Origin of the sequence: Duganella sp. Root1480D1 (assembly GCF_001427305.1) — a bacterium.
In the GTDB taxonomy this organism is placed as follows: Bacteria; Pseudomonadota; Gammaproteobacteria; order Burkholderiales; family Burkholderiaceae_D; genus Rugamonas.
This window is the reverse complement of sequence record NZ_LMFZ01000012.1, coordinates 537,244-555,451: the sequence shown is the minus strand read 5'-3', so window position 1 is coordinate 555,451 and position 18,208 is coordinate 537,244. Positions and strand designations below refer to the sequence as shown.

At 61.6% G+C, this 18,208-nt stretch carries 18 protein-coding genes; 16 read left to right on the top strand and 2 right to left on the bottom strand.

Annotated elements, in window-relative coordinates; all coding sequences use genetic code 11:
* Position 1: 1 nt before the first annotated feature.
* The 10 genes from mraY (at position 2) to ASD58_RS14840 (ending at position 11,241) form a co-directional block, all read left to right on the top strand.
* On the top strand, positions 2-1,171 hold the full coding sequence (mraY, locus tag ASD58_RS14885; protein ID WP_057261926.1) for a phospho-N-acetylmuramoyl-pentapeptide-transferase: 1,170 nt from the start codon (positions 2-4) through the stop codon (positions 1,169-1,171).
* Positions 1,171-2,676: a UDP-N-acetylmuramoyl-L-alanine--D-glutamate ligase gene (murD, locus tag ASD58_RS14880; RefSeq protein WP_057261925.1), complete on the top strand. Its 1,506-nt coding sequence runs from the start codon at positions 1,171-1,173 to the stop codon at positions 2,674-2,676. Before mraY ends, murD begins: the two co-directional genes overlap by 1 nt.
* A complete protein-coding gene (ftsW, locus tag ASD58_RS14875) occupies positions 2,676-3,887 on the top strand; it encodes a putative lipid II flippase FtsW (RefSeq protein WP_057261924.1) in 1,212 nt (403 codons plus the stop codon). The genes murD and ftsW overlap by 1 nt, the downstream gene beginning before the upstream one ends.
* Positions 3,884-4,954: an undecaprenyldiphospho-muramoylpentapeptide beta-N-acetylglucosaminyltransferase gene (murG, locus tag ASD58_RS14870; protein WP_229209986.1), complete on the top strand. Its 1,071-nt coding sequence runs from the start codon at positions 3,884-3,886 to the stop codon at positions 4,952-4,954. Before ftsW ends, murG begins: the two co-directional genes overlap by 4 nt.
* Positions 4,951-6,339 carry a UDP-N-acetylmuramate--L-alanine ligase gene (murC, locus tag ASD58_RS14865; RefSeq protein WP_057261923.1) on the top strand — a complete coding sequence of 463 codons (1,389 nt, stop codon included), beginning with the start codon at positions 4,951-4,953 and terminating at the stop codon, positions 6,337-6,339. The genes murG and murC overlap by 4 nt, the downstream gene beginning before the upstream one ends.
* Before the next feature lie 4 nt (positions 6,340-6,343).
* Positions 6,344-7,303 (top strand): D-alanine--D-alanine ligase, encoded by a 960-nt coding sequence (locus ASD58_RS14860; RefSeq protein ID WP_057261922.1) that lies wholly within the window; start codon positions 6,344-6,346, stop codon positions 7,301-7,303.
* 16 nt (positions 7,304-7,319) lie between these two features.
* Positions 7,320-8,084, top strand: a complete 765-nt coding sequence (locus ASD58_RS14855; RefSeq protein WP_057261921.1) for a cell division protein FtsQ/DivIB — start codon at positions 7,320-7,322, stop codon at positions 8,082-8,084.
* A 15-nt stretch (positions 8,085-8,099) separates the two neighbouring features.
* Positions 8,100-9,332, top strand: coding sequence for a cell division protein FtsA (gene ftsA / locus ASD58_RS14850; RefSeq protein WP_055932698.1), 1,233 nt, complete (start codon positions 8,100-8,102; stop codon positions 9,330-9,332).
* A 103-nt stretch (positions 9,333-9,435) separates the two neighbouring features.
* On the top strand, positions 9,436-10,656 hold the full coding sequence (gene ftsZ / locus ASD58_RS14845; RefSeq protein WP_057261920.1) for a cell division protein FtsZ: 1,221 nt from the start codon (positions 9,436-9,438) through the stop codon (positions 10,654-10,656).
* An 81-nt stretch (positions 10,657-10,737) separates the two neighbouring features.
* Entirely contained in the window at positions 10,738-11,241 is a 504-nt protein-coding gene (locus tag ASD58_RS14840) for a peroxiredoxin (protein ID WP_057261919.1), read from the top strand.
* Between the two features lie 8 nt (positions 11,242-11,249).
* Here the strand turns inward: ASD58_RS14840 and ASD58_RS14835 are convergent, their stop codons facing one another.
* Entirely contained in the window at positions 11,250-11,804 is a 555-nt protein-coding gene (locus ASD58_RS14835; RefSeq protein ID WP_057261918.1) for an SET domain-containing protein, read from the bottom strand.
* A 104-nt stretch (positions 11,805-11,908) separates the two neighbouring features.
* On the opposite strand from ASD58_RS14835, the gene ASD58_RS14830 reads away from it, so the two are divergent.
* The 5 genes from ASD58_RS14830 (at position 11,909) to ASD58_RS14810 (ending at position 14,766) form a co-directional block, all read left to right on the top strand.
* Entirely contained in the window at positions 11,909-12,283 is a 375-nt protein-coding gene (locus ASD58_RS14830) for a hypothetical protein (RefSeq protein ID WP_057261917.1), read from the top strand.
* A 112-nt stretch (positions 12,284-12,395) separates the two neighbouring features.
* Complete coding sequence (locus ASD58_RS14825) at positions 12,396-13,238, top strand: DMT family transporter (RefSeq protein WP_057262111.1); 843 nt, start codon at positions 12,396-12,398, stop codon at positions 13,236-13,238.
* A 33-nt stretch (positions 13,239-13,271) separates the two neighbouring features.
* Complete coding sequence (gene lpxC / locus ASD58_RS14820; RefSeq protein WP_057261916.1) at positions 13,272-14,207, top strand: UDP-3-O-acyl-N-acetylglucosamine deacetylase; 936 nt, start codon at positions 13,272-13,274, stop codon at positions 14,205-14,207.
* A 74-nt stretch (positions 14,208-14,281) separates the two neighbouring features.
* A complete protein-coding gene (locus ASD58_RS14815; RefSeq protein ID WP_057261915.1) occupies positions 14,282-14,488 on the top strand; it encodes a hypothetical protein in 207 nt (68 codons plus the stop codon).
* Positions 14,488-14,766: a hypothetical protein gene (locus ASD58_RS14810; RefSeq protein WP_156401286.1), complete on the top strand. Its 279-nt coding sequence runs from the start codon at positions 14,488-14,490 to the stop codon at positions 14,764-14,766. The genes ASD58_RS14815 and ASD58_RS14810 overlap by 1 nt, the downstream gene beginning before the upstream one ends.
* Here ASD58_RS14810 and ASD58_RS14805 read toward each other — a convergent pair whose 3' ends face one another.
* Positions 14,767-15,240, bottom strand: a complete 474-nt coding sequence (locus tag ASD58_RS14805; protein WP_057261913.1) for a DciA family protein — start codon at positions 15,238-15,240, stop codon at positions 14,767-14,769.
* A 145-nt stretch (positions 15,241-15,385) separates the two neighbouring features.
* Between ASD58_RS14805 and secA the strand changes: the two genes are divergently transcribed.
* Entirely contained in the window at positions 15,386-18,148 is a 2,763-nt protein-coding gene (gene secA, locus ASD58_RS14800; RefSeq protein ID WP_057261912.1) for a preprotein translocase subunit SecA, read from the top strand.
* The last annotated feature ends 60 nt before the right edge of the window (positions 18,149-18,208 follow it).

The window sequence follows — 18,208 nt, the reverse complement described above, 5'->3', positions numbered from 1 at the left end:
CATGCTGCTCTGGCTTGCACAAATCCTGCAGGACGACATTGGGGCTTTCCGCCTCTTTAACTACATCACCTTCCGCGCCGTGATGGCTACCATCACGGCCCTGCTGATCGGCCTGATCGCCGGTCCCGCCGTGATCCGCAAACTGACCGTCATGAAGTACGGCCAGGCCGTGCGCACCGACGGTCCGCAGACCCACTTGAAGAAACACGGCACCCCGACCATGGGTGGCGTGCTGCTGCTGATTGCGGTCGGCATCGCCACTGTGCTGTGGTGCGACTGGTCGAACCGCCTGATCTGGCCTGTAATGATCGTGACCATGGGCTTCGGCGCCGTGGGCTGGGTGGACGACTACCGCAAGGTGGTGCGCCAGGATCCTGAGGGCATGCGCTCGGCTGAAAAATACTTCTGGCAGTCGCTGGTCGGCATCGCCGCCGCGCTGTACCTGGCGTTTTCGGTGTCGGCGCCAACTCCGGCCAAGGTGTTCGAACTGTTCTTCCAATGGGTGCAATCCGGCTTTTCGATGGACCTGCCGCCGAAAGCCGACCTGATCGTGCCGTTCGTGAAGACCATCAGCTATCCGCTGGGCGTATGGGGTTTCATCGCGCTGACTTACTGTGTGATCGTCGGCACCTCGAATGCCGTGAACTTCACCGACGGCCTGGATGGCCTGGCCATCATGCCGACCGTGATGGTGGGTTCGGCACTGGGCCTGTTCGCCTACCTGACCGGTTCCGCGACCTATTCGAAATACCTGTTCATCCCGCATATTCCTGGTGCGGGTGAGTTGATCATCTTCTGCGGTGCGATGGCGGGTGCCGGCCTGGCCTTCCTCTGGTACAACGCGCACCCTGCCCAAGTCTTCATGGGCGACGTCGGCGCATTGGCGCTGGGCGGCGCGCTCGGCACGATCGCTGTGATCGTGCGCCAGGAAATCGTCCTGTTCATCATGGGCGGCATCTTCGTTGCGGAGACGCTGTCGGTGATTATCCAGGTGGGCTGGTTCAAGTACACCAAGAAGCGCTACGGCGTTGGCCGCCGCGTGTTCCTGATGGCACCTTTGCACCACCACTTTGAACAGAAGGGTTGGAAAGAAACCCAGGTCGTCGTGCGCTTCTGGATTATCACGATGATGCTGGTCCTGGTTGGCCTGTCTACCCTGAAGCTGCGCTGATGATCTATAACGGCAAAATTGCACTGGTACTGGGGCTCGGGGAATCGGGCCTGGCGATGGCGCACTGGCTGGCGCGCTGCGGCGCGCTGCTGCGCGTTGCCGACACGCGCCCGGTGCCAGACCGCCTGCCGCTGCTGCGCGAGCAGTTGCCCGGCACGCAGTTCATTTCCGGCCCGTTCAATGCGGCGCTGCTGGATGGGGTGGACTTCGTTTGCGCCAGCCCCGGCCTGGGCCCGAACAAGGAACTGGCCGAGATCATCCCTGCGGCGGCCGAGAAGGGCATTCCGGTCTGGGGCGAGATCGAACTGTTCGCTCAGGCGCTGAAATGGCTGAAGGAAGACCGCGCCTATGCGCCGAAAGTCATCGCCATCACCGGTACCAATGGCAAGACTACCGTCACAAGCCTGACTGGCCAGTTGTGCGAACGCGCCGGCATGTCGGTGCGCGTGGCCGGCAATATCAGTCCGGCAGCGCTGGACGTGCTGCGTGAAGTCATGGAGAACGACACCCTGCCGCAAGCCTGGGTGCTCGAGCTGTCCAGCTTCCAGTTGCATACGACCTACAGCCTGAATGCCGACGCCGCCACCGTGCTGAACGTGACCCAGGACCACCTGGACTGGCACGGCAGCATGCAGGCCTATGCCGACGACAAGAAACGCATCTTCGGCGACGACACCGTGCGCGTGCTGAACCGCGACGACAAATGGACCATGGCGATGTCCAATCCGATCGGCGAGAACGTCACCTTCGGCACCGATGCGCCGGAACTGGCGCATAGCTTTGGCCTCGTCAGCGAGCGCGGTGTGTACTGGCTTGCCACTGCCGAACCGACCGACGACGCCGAGCCGCCGAAGCGCCGCAAGAAGAACGACCCGCCGCCGCCGCCGGTGGAGTGCTACACCAAGAAATTGATGCCAGCCGACGCGTTGCAGATCCGCGGCACTCACAACGCATCCAACGCGCTGGCTGCGCTGGCATTGTGCCGCGCCATCGGCCTGCCGTTTGCTCCGCTGCTGCATGGCCTGCGCGAATACAAAGGGCAGCCGCACCGCGTGGAGCTGGTGGCGCAAATCAATGGCGTCGATTACTACGACGATTCCAAAGGCACCAACGTTGGCGCAACTGTCGCCGCGCTGGTGGGCTTGGGCCAGTCCTTCGCCGGCAGCGAGCAAAAGCTGGTGGTGATTGCCGGCGGCGATGGCAAAGGCCAGGAATTCGACCCGCTGGCCGACCCGGTGCGCCGCTTCGTGCGCGCCGTGGTGCTGATCGGCCGCGATGCCCCGGCCATCCGCACGGCGCTGGAACCGACCGGCGTGAAGATGGAAGATTTCGCGACACTGGAAGAAGCCACCAAGCGTGCATCAGCGCTGGCCCATGCTGGCGATGCCGTGCTGCTGTCGCCGGCCTGCGCCAGCCTGGACATGTTCAAGAACTACGCGCACCGCGCGCAGGTGTTCATCGACACCGTGCGCGAGATCGCACTTGATGCGGGGCAGGAGATCTGATGGCAATCCAGCTTCCATTCCGCTTCGGTGGCTCCGAGTCCCCAGCTCCGCTGGATGGACGCGCACGCCATTCGAAGATGATGGATTACGACCAGCCGCTGGTATGGTCGGTGCTGTTGCTCATGCTGTTCGGGATGGTGATGGTGTACTCAGCCTCGATTGCACTGCCGGATTCGCCCAAGTTTGCCGCCTACAAGAATCATTACTTCGTGCAGCGCCAGGCAATCTTTATTGCCATTGCCATCGTGGCGGCGGCGGTGGCGTTCCGCGTGCGCGTGGAAGATTGGCAGAGGGCCGCGCCTTACCTGTTCATCGCTACCCTGGTGGCGCTGGTCCTGGTGCTGGTGCCAGGCCTGGGTGTGAACGTCAACGGCGGCCGCCGCTGGCTGAACCTCAAGCTATTCCAGTTCCAGCCGTCGGAGCTGATGAAGCTCTTCATCGTGCTGTACGCGGCCGACTACACCGTGCGCAAGCAGGAATTCATGCACCGCCTGTCCAAGGGCTTTGCACCGATGGCGCTGGCGGTGGCTTTCGTCGGCCTGTTGCTGCTGCTGGAGCCCGACCTCGGCGCCTTTGGCGTGATCGTCTGCATCGCCATGGGCATCCTGTTCCTGGGCGGCGTCAACGCGGTCTGGTTCGGCGGCATCGCCGGCATGCTGGTGACGATCTTTGTGGCCATTATCTGGTTGTCGCCGTTCCGCCGCGCGCGCCTGTTCGCTTACCTGAATCCTTGGGAAGAAGAGAACGCCCTGAACAAGTCCTACCAACTGACCCACTCGCTGATTGCTTTCGGCCGTGGCGAGATTGGCGGCGTGGGCCTGGGCGCCAGCGTGGAAAAACTGCACTACCTGCCGGAAGCGCATACCGACTTCCTGCTGGCTGTGATTGGCGAAGAGTTGGGCATGATCGGGGTGCTGGTCACCATCGGCATGTTCTACTGGATCGTCAAGCGTGCTTTCGACATCGGCCGCCAGGCGATTGCGATGGACCAGACCTTCGCCGGCCTGGCCGCCAAAGGCATCGGCATCTGGATCGGCGTACAGACATTTATCAATATGGGCGTGAATCTCGGCTTGCTGCCAACCAAAGGCCTGACCCTGCCGCTCATGAGCTATGGCGGCACCGGCATCATCATCAACTGCGTGGGCCTGGCGATCCTGCTGCGCATCGACTTCGAGAACCGCCAGATGATGCGGGGAGGGCGGGTATGACCAAGCGCCTGATGATCATGGCAGCCGGCACCGGTGGCCACATTTTCCCTGGCCTGGCAATTGCCCAGGCCATGCGCGCCCGCGGCTGGGAAGTGACCTGGCTCGGCACCTCGCATGGCATGGAGACCGACCTGGTGCCGAAGCACAACGTGGACATGGACGTGGTCCACTTCAGCGGCATGCGCGGCAAGGGCCTGGCGCACTCGGTAAGCGGTGCGTTCAGGATGATTGGCGCCTTCATCGACTGCTTCCGCTTCATCGGCAAGCGCAAGCCGGACGTGGTGCTGGGCATGGGAGGCTATGTCTGCGTGCCGGGCGGCGTGATGGCCAGGCTGCGCGGCGTGCCGCTGGCCCTGGTGAACGCCGATGCGGGCTTGCTGCTGTCGAACAAGACGCTGGCGCCGATGGCGAAGAAGGTGTTCTTCGGCTTCACGGCCGATTTCGGCGCGGTAGCCGGCAAGGCCGTCGTCACGGGCAACCCTGTGCGCAAGGAAATCCTGGCGCTGCCGGCGCCGGAACAGCGCTTCTCGGGCCGCGACGGTGTGCTGCGCATCCTGGTAGTGGGCGGCAGCCTGGGCGCCAAGGCGCTCAACGATGCGCTGCCGGCCGCACTGGCGCAGATTGCGCCGGAACAGCGCCCGCTGGTGACCCACCAGTCGGGCAAAAAGAATATTGAAGCCCTGCGCGCGGCTTACGCGCAGGCGCATGTGGAAGCGAACGTGGTCGACTTCATCGACGACATGGCGAGCGCATATGCGCAGGCGGATGTTGTGATCTGCCGCGCCGGCGCCATCACCGTGTCGGAACTGACTGCCGCCGGAGTAGCCAGCGTGCTGGTTCCGCTGGTGGTCTCGACCACCAGCCACCAGCGCGACAACGCGCAATGGATGGCCAAGCAGGGCGCGTCCATCCACATGCCGCAGACGGAACTGAATCCGGAAAGCCTGGCAGCACTGTTGCAGACCTTGAGCCGCAGCACCTGCCAGAAGATGGCGGCCGCCGCGCTTGCAGTGGGCAAGCGCGATGCGAATGACGCCATCGCACAAGAATTGGAAGCACTAGCATGAAACATAAAGTAAAGAACATTCACTTCGTCGGCATCGGCGGCAGCGGCATGAGCGGCATTGCCGAAGTGCTGGTGACGCTGGGCTACAACGTCTCCGGCTCGGACCTCGGTTCGAACGCCGTGACCCAGCGCCTGGTCGACATGGGCGCTACCGTGCACCAGGGCCACGATGCGGCTTTCATCGGCAATGCCGACGCGGTTGTGACGTCGACCGCCGTCAAGGCCGACAATCCGGAAGTGGTTGCCGCGCGCGCCCGCAAGATTCCGATCGTGCCGCGCGCCGTGATGCTCGGTGAACTGATGCGCCTGAAGCGCGGCATCGCCATTGCCGGCACCCACGGCAAGACCACCACCACCAGCCTGGTGGCATCGGTGCTGGCAGAGGGCGGCCTGGACCCGACCTTCGTGATTGGCGGCCGCCTGACCGCAGCCGGCGCCAATGCCAAGCTGGGCTCCGGCGAATACCTGGTGGCCGAGGCGGACGAATCGGACGCCTCGTTCCTCAACCTGACCCCAATGATCGAAGTCATCACCAATATCGATGCCGATCATATGGAAACCTACGAGCACGATTTCGAAAAGCTGAAACAGGCCTTCGTGCACTTCACGCATCGCCTGCCGTTCTACGGCCGCGCCATGCTGTGCGTCGATGACCCGCACGTGCGCGCCATCATCCCGCAGGTGACCAAGCCGGTCACCACCTACGGCTTCGCGGAAGACGCCGAAGTACGCGCCGTGAATGCGCGCGCAGTCGGCACCCAGATGCACTTCACCGTGCTGCAGGAAGGCTTCCCGGACCTGGACATCGTGCTGAACCAGCCCGGCATGCACAACGTGCAGAACGCCTGCTCGGCGGTCGCCATTGCACGCGAAATCGGCGTGCCTGATGCCGCAACGCAGGCCGGCCTGGCAGGCTTTGCCGGCGTCGGCCGCCGCTTTACCAAATACGGCGAAGTGGCCATCCCAGCGGGCGGCAGCTTCACCCTGGTGGACGACTTCGGCCACCACCCGATTGAAATGGAAGTGACCACCGCCGCTGCGCGCGCTGCCTATCCCGGCCGCCGCCTGCTGCTGGCATTCCAGCCGCACCGCTACAGCCGCACGCGCGACCTGTTCGAAGATTTCGCAAAGGTCCTGAGCACGGTCGACGTGCTGGTGCTGTCGGACGTGTATGCAGCGGGCGAGGCGCCGGTCGTGGCCGCCGACGGCCGCGCGCTGGCGCACGCCATCCGCGCGCGCGGCAAAACTGAGCCGGTATTCGTCGAAAACATCGCCGACATGCCGGAAACGATCATGAACGTGGTGCGCGATGGCGACGTCGTGCTCACGATGGGCGCAGGCTCGATCAGTGGCGTCCCAGCAAAACTCACGAACTGGAAGGCTTGACGCGATGACGAAATTGACTGCACAAGAAGCGCAAGCATTCGGCAAGGTAGGCGTGCTGATGGGCGGCCTGTCCGCCGAACGCGACGTCTCCATCATGTCCGGCACCGGTGTGCTGGCGGCCCTGCAAAGCCAGGGCGTGGACGCGCACGCCTTCGACCCGGGCCAGCGTTCGCTGGCCGAACTGGCGGCTGAAAAATTCGACCGCGTGTTCATCGCTCTGCACGGCCGCTACGGCGAAGACGGCAGCATCCAGGGCGCGCTGGAACTGCTGGGCATTCCTTATACCGGCTCCGGCGTCATGGCCAGCTCGGTCGGCATGGACAAGATCACCACCAAGATCCTGTGGCTGCGCGAAAACCTGCCGACGCCGGAATACGCGGTGCTGGGCCCGGATTCCGACCTGGACGCGGAAGCGGCGCGCCTTGGCCTGCCGCTGATCATGAAGCCGCCGCATGAAGGTTCGACCATCGGCATTACCAAGGTGAGCGACAAGGCCGGCCTGAAAGCCGCCTACGATGCCGCCGCGGCGCTGGACGACTGCGTGCTGGCCGAAGAATTCGTGGAAGGCCGCGAATTCACCGTCGCCGTGCTGGGCACCGGCAAGGACGCGCGCGCGCTGCCGATCGTGGAGATCGTGGCGCCGCAAGGCAATTACGACTACCAGAACAAGTACTTCACCGACGACACCAAGTATTTCTGCCCGCCGCAGCTGGATCAGGCGATGCAGGACGAAATGCAGCGCCTGGCCGTGGCGGCCTACCGCGCCGTCGGCTGCGAGGGGTGGGGCCGGGTCGACGTGCTGCTGCGCGCCAGGGATCACAAGCCATTCCTGCTGGAGGTGAATACCTCGCCAGGCATGACCAGCCATTCGCTGGTGCCGATGGCTGCCCGCGCGACCGGTGTGAGCTACGAAGAACTGTGCGTGGAAATCCTGCGCACCGCACGGCTGAAGCTGAAGAAGTAAAGGACCGAAGAACCCTATGTGGCACGACGTAAAAGCCTTGAATGCATCCGCCAGCGGCCTGGTCGCGCTGTCGGTGCTGGCTTGCGCCGCTGCCGGCGTGTGGTGGGTGGCGAATCGTCCTGTATTCGATTTGCGCTCCATCCGCGTTGAAACCATGGACAAGTCGGAATTCAAGCATGTGAACCACCTGACGCTGCGCAACGGCACCCAGGGCCGGCTGCTCGGCAACTTCTTCACCGCCGACCTGGAGCAGGTGCGCAAGGTGTTCGAGTCGGTGCCATGGGTACGCCGCGCCAGCGTGCGGCGCGAGTGGCCGAACCAGCTGATCGTGTCGCTGGAAGAGCACGAAGCGCTCGGCACCTGGGGTGAAGACGGGCGGCTGTTGTCGGTGAAAGGCGATGTCTTCACCGCCAACCTGGCCGAAGCGGAAGAAGATCACGAGCTGCCGGAGTTTTCAGGGCCCGATGGCAGCGAGAAGGAAGTACTGGCGCGCTACGGCGAGTTGAGGACCTGGTTTGCTCCGGTCAGCCTGGTGCCGAAGGGCGTGGCGCTGTCGGGGCGCTATGCGTGGACGGTGAAGTTGGACAACGGCGCCAGTGTGGCGCTGGGACGCGAGGCAACGCATGACACCCTGCATCAGCGGGTGATGCGCCTGGTCGGGATCTGGCCGCAGATTTCCAGCCGCGTGCCGAATATTGAAACGATTGATATGCGCTACCAGAACGGCCTGGCTTTGAGCGCAGCGGGATTGAAGATCCCGTCGGATACGAAGAAACGTTGAAAGCAGGGCATAGAGATGACTAAAGACGCTAAAAACCTGATCGTCGGCCTCGACATCGGCACCTCCAAAGTGGTGGCCGTGGTGGCCGAGGTGATGGGCGATGGACGCCACGAGGTGATTGGCCTGGGCCAGCACGAATCCAGCGGCCTGAAAAAAGGCGTGGTGGTGAACATTGAGGCGACCGTGGAATCGATCCAGCGCGCGCTGGAAGAGGCGGAGCTGATGGCCGACTGCAAGATCCGCAACGTGTACGCGGGCATTGCAGGCAGCCATATCCGCAGCTTCAATTCCAGCGGCATGGTGGCGATCAAGGACAAGGAAGTCACCGCCACCGACGTGGCGCGCGTGATCGAGACCGCCAAGGCAGTCAACATCCCGACCGACCAGCAGCTGCTGCACACGGTGCCGCAGGAATTCATCGTCGACTCGCAGGACGACGTGCGCGAGCCGATCGGCATGAGCGGCATCCGCCTGGAAGTGAAGGTGCACATCGTCACCGGCGCGGTGAGCGCGGTGCAGAACATCGTCAAGTGCGTGCGCCGCTGCGGACTTGAAGTGTCGGACCTGATCCTGCAACCGATGGCCTCGGCCGACGCGGTGCTGACTACGGATGAAAAAGAACTGGGCGTGGTGCTGATCGACATCGGCGGCGGCACCACCGACGTGGCGGTATTCAGCGACGGTGCGATCCGCCATACGGCCGTGATCCCGATCGCCGGCGACCAGATCACCAACGACATCGCGATGGCGCTGCGCACGCCGACCGGCGAAGCGGAAGAAATCAAGATCCGCTACGGCGTGGCTAAGCAAGTGCTGGCCGATCCGGGCGAACACCTGGAAGTGCCGGGCCTGGGCGACCGCGGCCCGCGCAATCTGTCGCGCCAGGCGCTGGCCGCGGTGATCGAGCCGCGTGTGGAAGAACTGTTTGCGATGGTGCACCAAGTGGTGCGCGAGTCCGGCTATGAGGGCGTGCTCTCGTCGGGCATCGTGCTGACCGGCGGCACTTCGATCATGCCGGGCATGGTGGAGATGGCGGAAGACATCTTCCTCAAGCCTGCGCGCCTGGGCACCCCGGACTATCGCGGCCAACTGGCCGACGTGGTGCGCAGCCCGCGCTATGCGACCGTGTTGGGCCTGTTGTTGGAAGCTAAGAAGCAGTATCTGCGCGGCCACATCGTGACGCGCCAGGATGGATCAGTGAAGGCAGTTTGGCAGCGCATGAAGGAATGGTTCCTGGGTAACTTTTAATACTAATTTTTTGAATAATAAACCCCTGCAGTTTTCAATCTCCAGTTCTCCTAAATTTATGAGGCCTGGCGCTTGAAAACCGCATTCTAGATAGGAGTAAATCATGGAGTTTGATATGGTTGATAACGCAACACTGGGAACGGTCATCAAGGTCGTCGGCGTTGGCGGTGCGGGCGGCAATGCTGTCCAGCATATGATCAACAAGGGCATGAGCGGCGTGGAATTCATCGCCGCCAATACCGACGCACAAGCGCTGGCCGCTTCGAAGGCAAGCAACATTATCCAGATCGGCGCGAGCGGCCTGGGCGCGGGCATGAAGCCTGACGTCGGCCGTGCGCTGGCAGAAGAATCCCGCACCCGCATCGAAGATGCACTGCGCGGCGCGCACATGGTGTTCATCGCAGCCGGCATGGGCGGCGGCACCGGCACCGGCGCAGCACCGATCGTGGCGGAAATCGCCAAGCAGCAGGGCGCGCTGACCGTGGCAGTGGTGTCCAAGCCGTTCTCGCACGAAGGCCAGAAATGCCTGGACATTGCGGAAGCCGGCCTGGAAGCGCTGTCGCAGAACGTGGACTCGCTGATCGTGATCTGCAACGAAAAGCTGGAAGAAATCTACGAAGACGAATCGCTGATCGAATGGCTGCAACACGCTGACGACGTCCTGAACAACGCCGTTGCCGGTATCGCTGAAATCATCAACGTGCCTGGCCACATCAACGTCGACTTCAACGACGTGAAGACCATCATGGGCGAGCAGGGCAAGGCGATGATGGGTACCGCCACCGCTTCCGGCGTGGACCGTGCACGCGTGGCAGCCGAGCAGGCAGTTGCCTCCCCGCTGCTGGACGGCGTCGACCTGGCAGGCGCCCGTGGCGTGCTGGTGAACGTGACGGCATCGCGCGGCCTGAAAGGTAAGGAAATCAAGGAAGTCATGGCTGCCGTGCGCGCCTTCGCCGCACCGGATGCGTCGATCGCACAAGGCATCGCCTACGACGACGCAATGGGCGACGATATCCGCGTGACCGTGGTCGCAACCGGCCTGGGTAAAGCCAAGAAGCACGTGCAACTGGTGCCGCAGCAGCAACTGCGCACCGGTACCCACGGCGGCAACCCGCTGAACGTCAACGGTGCCCTGGGCGGCGGCGCAGCAACTGCGGCAGTGGGCGGATTCGGCAACGCAGGTTTCTCCGGCGTGTCTTCCGACGTGCAGAAGCAGCCAGCCGTGTGGCGCCGTGAGTCGGCCACCGAGCAGGTGAATGCGCTGGCCAAATCGGGCATGGAAACCTACGACATTCCTGCCTTCCTCCGCAAGCAGGCTGACTAAATAAGGTCAGCCGCGCCGCCGGATCACGCATCCGGCGGCGCGGAGTTATACTCTGGGTTTTCACAAGAAGGAGAACCCGAAATGACCATCAAGATCGGCGACAAACTGCCGGAAGGCCAACTGTCCGAATTCATCGAAACCGAGACCGAAGGCTGCTCCCTCGGCCCGAACACCTTCAATGTGCAGGACATCACCAAAGGCAAGAAGATCGCGATCTTCGGCCTGCCAGGCGCCTACACCCCAACCTGCTCCGCACAGCACGTGCCAGGCTACGTCAAGCACGCAGCCGACCTGAAAGCCAAGGGCGTAGACGAAATCTGGTGCATCTCCGTGAACGACGCCTTCGTGATGGGCGCATGGGGCCGCGATCAGAAAGCCACCGGCACCGTCCGCATGATGGCTGACGGCAACGCTGCTTACTCCAAGGCTCTGGGCCTGGATGCAGACTTCTCCAAATTCGGCATGGGCACCCGCTCCCAGCGTTACTCGATGCTGGTGGAAGACGGCGTGGTCAAGCAACTGAACGTCGAGCAAGGCGGCAAGTTCGAAGTGTCGAACGCCGAGACCATGCTGGGCCAGCTGTAATCCCCGGATTACTCCGCTAGAGACGGCGCTTCGGCGCCGTTTTGCGTTTCTGCTTTCGCTTTTGCGCGTGACTTGCGCTTCTTGGGCGCCAGCATGACGCCGCTGCAGGACGGTGCGCCGCAGTAGCAGGCGAATTCCTTCTTCACTTTGGCGGTGTGGCGGGCTTCATAAATCAGGCCGTAGTTGTAGTTCAGCTCTTCGCCTTCCTCGATGTCGCGCAGGGAGCAGATGTAGACGCGGTCTTCATCGTCTTCTTCGGCTTCGCAATTCGGCTCGCAGGAGTGGTTGATGTAGCGCGCCTCGTTGCCGCCCGAGCCGCCGTCGATCAGCATGCCGTTATTCAGGCTGAAGAAGAACGTGTGGCCGATCGGGCCGCCTTTCTCCTCGGTGCGGCGGCAGCATTCTTCCCAGTCGACGATCTCGCCGGTGTACTCGATGATGCGGGTGCCGGCCGGGATCATCCGGCGCGCAAACACACCCCGCCCATGCACGGGCGACTCGTGAACCACATAGAGTGGCTCGATCTCTTCGATCACGTCGACAAGTAGCGCTTCAGTATTCATCCCAGCATCATAACTCGCCGCGAATTTCTTCGTGATTTCTTTCAGAAGTCGGGAACAATTCCAGCGCCTGCTTGTCTCATTGTTTTTGTATCTAAGGGCTAACCATGAATCGCATCGAACTCCACGACCTGACTCAGGAAATGATAACTGGGGGACGTAAGCTACTTCAACAACTGGATCTGGAGGGGCTACGGCCCGATTCCATGTACTGGGAATACGACGAGGAGTGCCGTGAATGGCTGCTGCAGGTCGTCATCAAGCATATGGATGTGGAGGACAATTTCAAGATTCTCCGGCGCGTGTTCAGTGCATTGGATGCCTTGCCCGAAGTGAAGGAGTTGTTGAGACCCGACTATTTTGATGTGAGGGGTACCCAGGATCCGGGCTATAAGCAGTCGCGGCAGCGCATGCCGCACGGCCGAGGCGCGGGCGATCATGAATGGGCAAACAGGGACTTCTACTGTTACCGCCTAAGCTGACGTGGCCTCAGCAGCAAACCCTTTCTTTCAGTACAATGGACGACCCGGCAACGGATTTGGGCCTTCCATCGTGACTCCGCAACAAAAAGAAAACCTGCAAGCTATTTACGCCATGGTGGCTGCGGTCGCCATGTTCTCCCTCATGGACGCTTCCATGAAAGTGCTGGCCGCACGCTACCCGGCCGTACAGGTGACCGCGTTGCGATGCATGCTTTCGATGCCGCTGGTGTGTGCGTTCATGGCTTATCGCGGCAAGTTCACCGGCATCTTCAACGTGCGCTGGCCGCTGCACCTGCTGCGCGGTGCGGTTGGCATTGCCATGCTGTCGCTGTTTGCGTTCGCGCTGAAGTCGCTGCCGTTGGCCGATACTTACGCCATCTTCTTCATCGCGCCGGCACTGGTGACCGTGCTGGCGGTGTTCATCCTGAAAGAAAAAGTCAGCCTGGGGCAGTGGGTGGCGATCTTTGTCGGCTTGGGCGGCGTGCTGGTGGTGCTGCGCCCGGACGGCACCAACTTCGCGTCGATCGCAGGACTGGCTGTGCTGGCTTCGGCCGTCTGCTACGGCATTTCCGCCATTGCCGGCCGTGTGCTGGCCAAAACCGACGCTCCCGAACACGTGATGTTCTGGGTGCTGACCCTGATGGGCATTGGCGTTGCGCCGCTAGCCATCGACGCCTGGGTCAGCATCGACTGGTCGCTGTGGCCCGCCATGCTGGCGCTGGCGGTGAGCGGCTTCTTCGGCCAGCTCGCGCTGACGCGCGCTTTCAGCATGGGCAAGGCTTCGATCGTGGCGCCGTTCGAGTACACGGCGCTGGCCTGGGGCGTGGGTATCGACTGGCTGCTGTGGCATACGCTGCCGGATGCTTACACCCTGGTGGGGGCGGCCATCATCATCGGCTCCGGCATCTACCTGGTGCGCCGTGAAACCGAACATGCCGAGGCCGAGCACCCGTAAGCGGGGAAGGGCGCAGGGCGCTATAATCCTTGCATGCTGAAACAACGAACCATCAAAGAAATCGTCCGCACCACAGGTGTCGGCCTGCACTCCGGCACCAAGGTCGAGCTGACCTTGCGCCCTGCTGAGCCGGATACCGGCATCGTCTTCCGCCGTGTGGACCTGAACCCGCAGGTTGTCTTCCCGACAAGGGCTGACATTGTGGGCGATACCCGCATGGCAACTGTGCTGATGAAGGACGGCGGCCGCGTCTCGACCGTCGAACACCTGATGTCGGCCTGCGCCGGCCTGGGCATCGACAATCTCTACGTCGACGTGACGGCGGAAGAAATCCCGATCATGGATGGTTCGGCCTCTTCGTTTGTCTACCTGCTGCAGCAGGGCGGTGTGCAGGAGCAGGAAGCACCGAAAAAGTTTATCAAAGTGAAAAAGCCGATCGAAATCCGGGAAGGCAAGGGTGCCGCTGAAAAGTGGGCACGCCTGGTCCCGCACGACGGCTTCAAGCTGGACTTCTTCATCGAATTCAACCACCCGGCGGTGGATGGCACGGCGCAGCGCGCCACGGTGGACTTCGGCGACGTGTCGTACATCCAGGCGATTGCCCGCGCCCGCACCTTCGGCTTCATGCAGGACGTGGAAATGTTGCGCGGGATTGGCCTGGCGCGCGGCGGTTCGCTGGAAAACGCCATCGTGATGGATGAATACCGCATCCTGAACCAGGATGGCCTGCGCTACGACGACGAATTCGTGCGCCACAAGATCCTCGACGCGATCGGCGACCTGTACATGGTCGGCCACCCGATCATTGCCAGCTACGAAGCGCACAAATCCGGCCACGCCCTGAATAACCAGCTGCTGCGTGCCATGCTGGCCGATCCGGATTCCTACGAGCTGGTCACCTTCGACTCCCTCGACACTGCCCCGCCGTCCTACGCCAAGCAGATGTCGCGCGAGTGGGCCTACCTATAACTTAATTCTCCTGCCCTGCTTGCCAGACAGACGTTTCGTTGGCAATACTGACAGTATTGCAACGGGAGGATGCCATGGAGCAGATCACCTTGGAGATGAGCGATGAGTTCGCTCGCAACCTTAATAACATAGCCAAGCGGAATGGACTTTCGCGTGCGCTGACCATAGGCCGCGCTTTAGCCTTGTTAGCAGTTGCAGAAGAAGCTCAGTCGGAAGGAAACTCAATTGCCATTGTCGATCCCGAACTAAATCCGATCCATCGCCTGGTTGGCATATTCTGATGCCAACCGAACGTACAAACGGGCGGCGCGCTTCAGATTGGCAAATGGAGGCGCGGCAAGCGTGGCGCGCGGAAGTGGTAGAACTCAGTGCAACAGCGCGCCTAAAGTTTGCGAAGCAGCTCTTGTGTGGGTTGGGTTTGTTTTCCGTTGGGGTGATGCTCGCTTACGGAATGTTCTCGCAAAATAAAGCCCTGGAAGCGATGTTCGAATTCGTGAAGATCGGAATGCTGCCAATCGTAACGCTCACCGCCTCATACTACTTTCCGATTCACCGCTAATTAGACTTCCCGACGGCGGGCGACCAAGCGCCGCATCGCCTCAATCAGTGGCTCGTTGGCGGCGGTTGGTTCCAGTTTCTGGCTCAGCTCGTCAAACGAGTTGACGGCCGTTTCGGGTAACTTCAAGCCTTCACCACTCGGACCGACATGCGCGATCCCCTTCGGCATCTGCACTCGGAAGCGGATGTTGTTGATCTGCCACCCCTTTTCGTTCAGCGCTTCCTGCAGTTTTGGCACCTGTTGCTTGAGTTTGGCTGCCACCGCCGTATTGGGCACGGCCAGGGTCAGTTCTCCGCCGTCGAAAGCAAAGATTTCGCAGCTTTTGAAAGCCGAAGGCAGGACTTCAGCACAATCGCGTTGTAATTTCGCCATGCGCTGCACTGCCGGCAGCAAAGCCGCCAGGCGTGCGTTGCCGCGTAGGAAATCCGTGGCTTCCTGCGGTGCGTGCTTGCGATCTGTGAATGAAAACCCCATTCCGACATTTTACAGTGGCGGCCCCAGCCGGTGAATTTTTCATCGCTAGCCTATTGTTATATAGGCCAAGATCCCAACCTTGCTACGAACGCATGATAAAATCACGCACTTTTGCCATTGGCGGACCCGAGGAAGAATTTAAGAAATGTCCTTACTGACCCAGATTTTCGGCAGCCGCAACCAGCGTCTGCTTAAGCAATACCAAAAAACGGTAAAGGCGATTAACGCCCTGGAGCCGGAGTTTGAAAAGCTGTCGGATGCCGAGCTGCAAGCGAAAACGCCTGCCCTCAAGGAGCGCGTTGCCAATGGCGAATCGCTGGATGACCTGTTGCCGGAAGCCTTCGCCGTCTGCCGCGAAGCGTCCAAGCGCGTGTTCAAGATGCGCCACTTCGACGTCCAGCTGATCGGCGGCATGGTGTTGCATTATGGTAAGATTGCTGAAATGGGCACCGGTGAAGGCAAGACCCTGACAGCAACCCTGCCGGCTTACCTGAATGCACTGTCCGGCAAGGGCGTGCACATCGTGACCGTCAACGATTACCTGGCACAGCGCGACGCCGAAACCATGGGCAAGCTGTACCGCTGGCTGGGCCTGTCTTGCGGCGTGAACCTGTCGCAAATGCCGCACGACGATAAGCAGGAAGCCTACGCCGCCGACATCACCTACGGCACCAATAACGAATTCGGTTTCGACTACCTGCGCGACAATATGGTGTTCGAAGCCAGCGAGCGCGTGCAGCGCGCCCTGAATTTCGGCATCGTCGACGAAGTGGACTCGATCCTGATCGACGAAGCGCGTACCCCGCTGATCATCTCCGGCCAGGCTGAAAACCACACCGACCTGTACCACAAGATCAATCTGGTTCCACCGCAACTGACCCTGCAGATCGGCGAAGAAACCGCCGACGGCAAAGGCAAGATCGAAGTCCCTGGCGACTACACCAAGGACGAAAAAGCGCACCAGGTGCTGCTGACCGAAGCCGGCCACGAAAAGGCCGAAGGCATCCTGACCAAGATGGGCCTGCTGCCGGAAGGCGCGTCCCTGTACGATTCCGCCAATATCACCCTGGTGCATCACCTGTACGCTGCCCTGCGTGCGCACGTGCTGTACTTCAAGGACCAGCACTACGTAGTGCAGAACAATGAAGTGGTGATCGTCGACGAATTCACCGGCCGTCTGATGACTGGCCGCCGCTGGTCCGACGGCCTGCACCAGGCAGTCGAAGCCAAGGAAGGCGTGAAGATCCAGAACGAGAACCAGACCCTGGCCTCGATCACCTTCCAGAACTACTTCCGTATGTATGCCAAGCTGTCAGGCATGACCGGTACCGCCGACACCGAAGCGTATGAATTCCAGGAGATCTACGGCCTGGAGACCGTGGTGATTCCGCCGAATCGTCCATCGGCGCGCAAAGATCGCCAGGACCAGGTGTACAAGTCGAACGAAGAAAAGTACAACGCGATGATGCTCGACATCCGCGACTGCTACGAGCGCGGCCAGCCAGTGCTGGTCGGTACCACCTCGATTGAAAATTCCGAACTGCTGTCCGGCATCCTGGACAAGGCCAAGCTGCCGCACAACGTGCTGAACGCAAAACAGCACGCCCGCGAAGCGGAAATCATCGCCCAGGCAGGCATCCCGAAAGCGATCACCATCGCCACCAATATGGCAGGTCGTGGTACCGACATCGTTTTGGGCGGCAATATCGAGAAGCAGATCCAGATCATCGAAGCCAACCCTGAGTTGAGCGACGAAGAGAAGGCAGCCAAGGCGCAGCACCTGCGCGGTGGCTGGCAGTCGCTGCACAACCAGGTGGTGGCGGCCGGCGGCCTGCACATCGTCGGTACCGAGCGTCACGAATCCCGCCGCGTCGACAACCAGCTGCGTGGCCGTTCCGGCCGCCAGGGCGACCCGGGCTCCTCGCGCTTCTACCTGTCGCTGGACGATCCGCTCCTGCGCATCTTTGCCGGCGACCGCGTGCGCGCGATCATGGACCGCCTGAAGATGCCGGAAGGCGAACCGATCGAAGCGGGCATCGTGTCCCGTTCCATTGAATCCGCACAGCGCAAGGTTGAAGCCCGCAACTTCGACATCCGTAAGCAACTGCTGGAATACGACGACGTCGCCAACGACCAGCGTAAGGTGATCTACTCGCAGCGTAACGAGCTGCTGGAAGCGACCGATATTTCCGAAACCATCATGAGCCTGCGCCATGGCGTGTTCACCGACGTGGTGCGCACCTATGTGCCGGAAGAATCGGTGGAAGAGCAGTGGGATATCCCGGCCCTGCAGAAGACGCTGGCGCAAGAATGGATGATCGACGTTCCGCTGGTCGCGATGATGGAGAAGGAAAGCAGCATCACGGACGAAGACATCGTCGAGCGCGTCATCGCTGCGGCCGATGCCGTGTACCAGGCCAAGGTCGATATCGTGTCGAAGGAAGCCTTCGGCGGCTTCGAGCGCAACGTCATGCTGCAGTCGGTGGACACCCACTGGCGCGAGCACCTGGCGGCACTGGACCATCTGCGCCAGGGTATCCACCTGCGCGGCTACGCACAGAAGAATCCTAAGCAGGAATACAAGCGCGAAGCGTTCGAACTGTTCGGCACCATGCTGGACATGATCAAGAACGACGTGATCCGCATGGTGATGATGGTGCGCATCCAGTCGCGCGAAGAGGTCGAGGCAGCGGAAGCCGCCATGAACCAGTCGCACGTCGAGAACGTCCACTACCAGCACGCCGACTTCAATCCGAACGCGGCGCCGGAAGAACTACTGGCCCCAACCGCTATGCCTGCGGGCGACCTGGACGCTGCGATCAGCCAGGGCTTCAAGGTTGGCCGCAACGACCCATGCCCATGCGGCAGCGGCAAGAAGTTCAAGGCTTGCCACGGCAAGCTGGCTTAAGCACTTAAAGTCCCAGTAAAAACGGCCCGGCCGCGCAAGCGCCCGGGCCGTTTTGTTTTG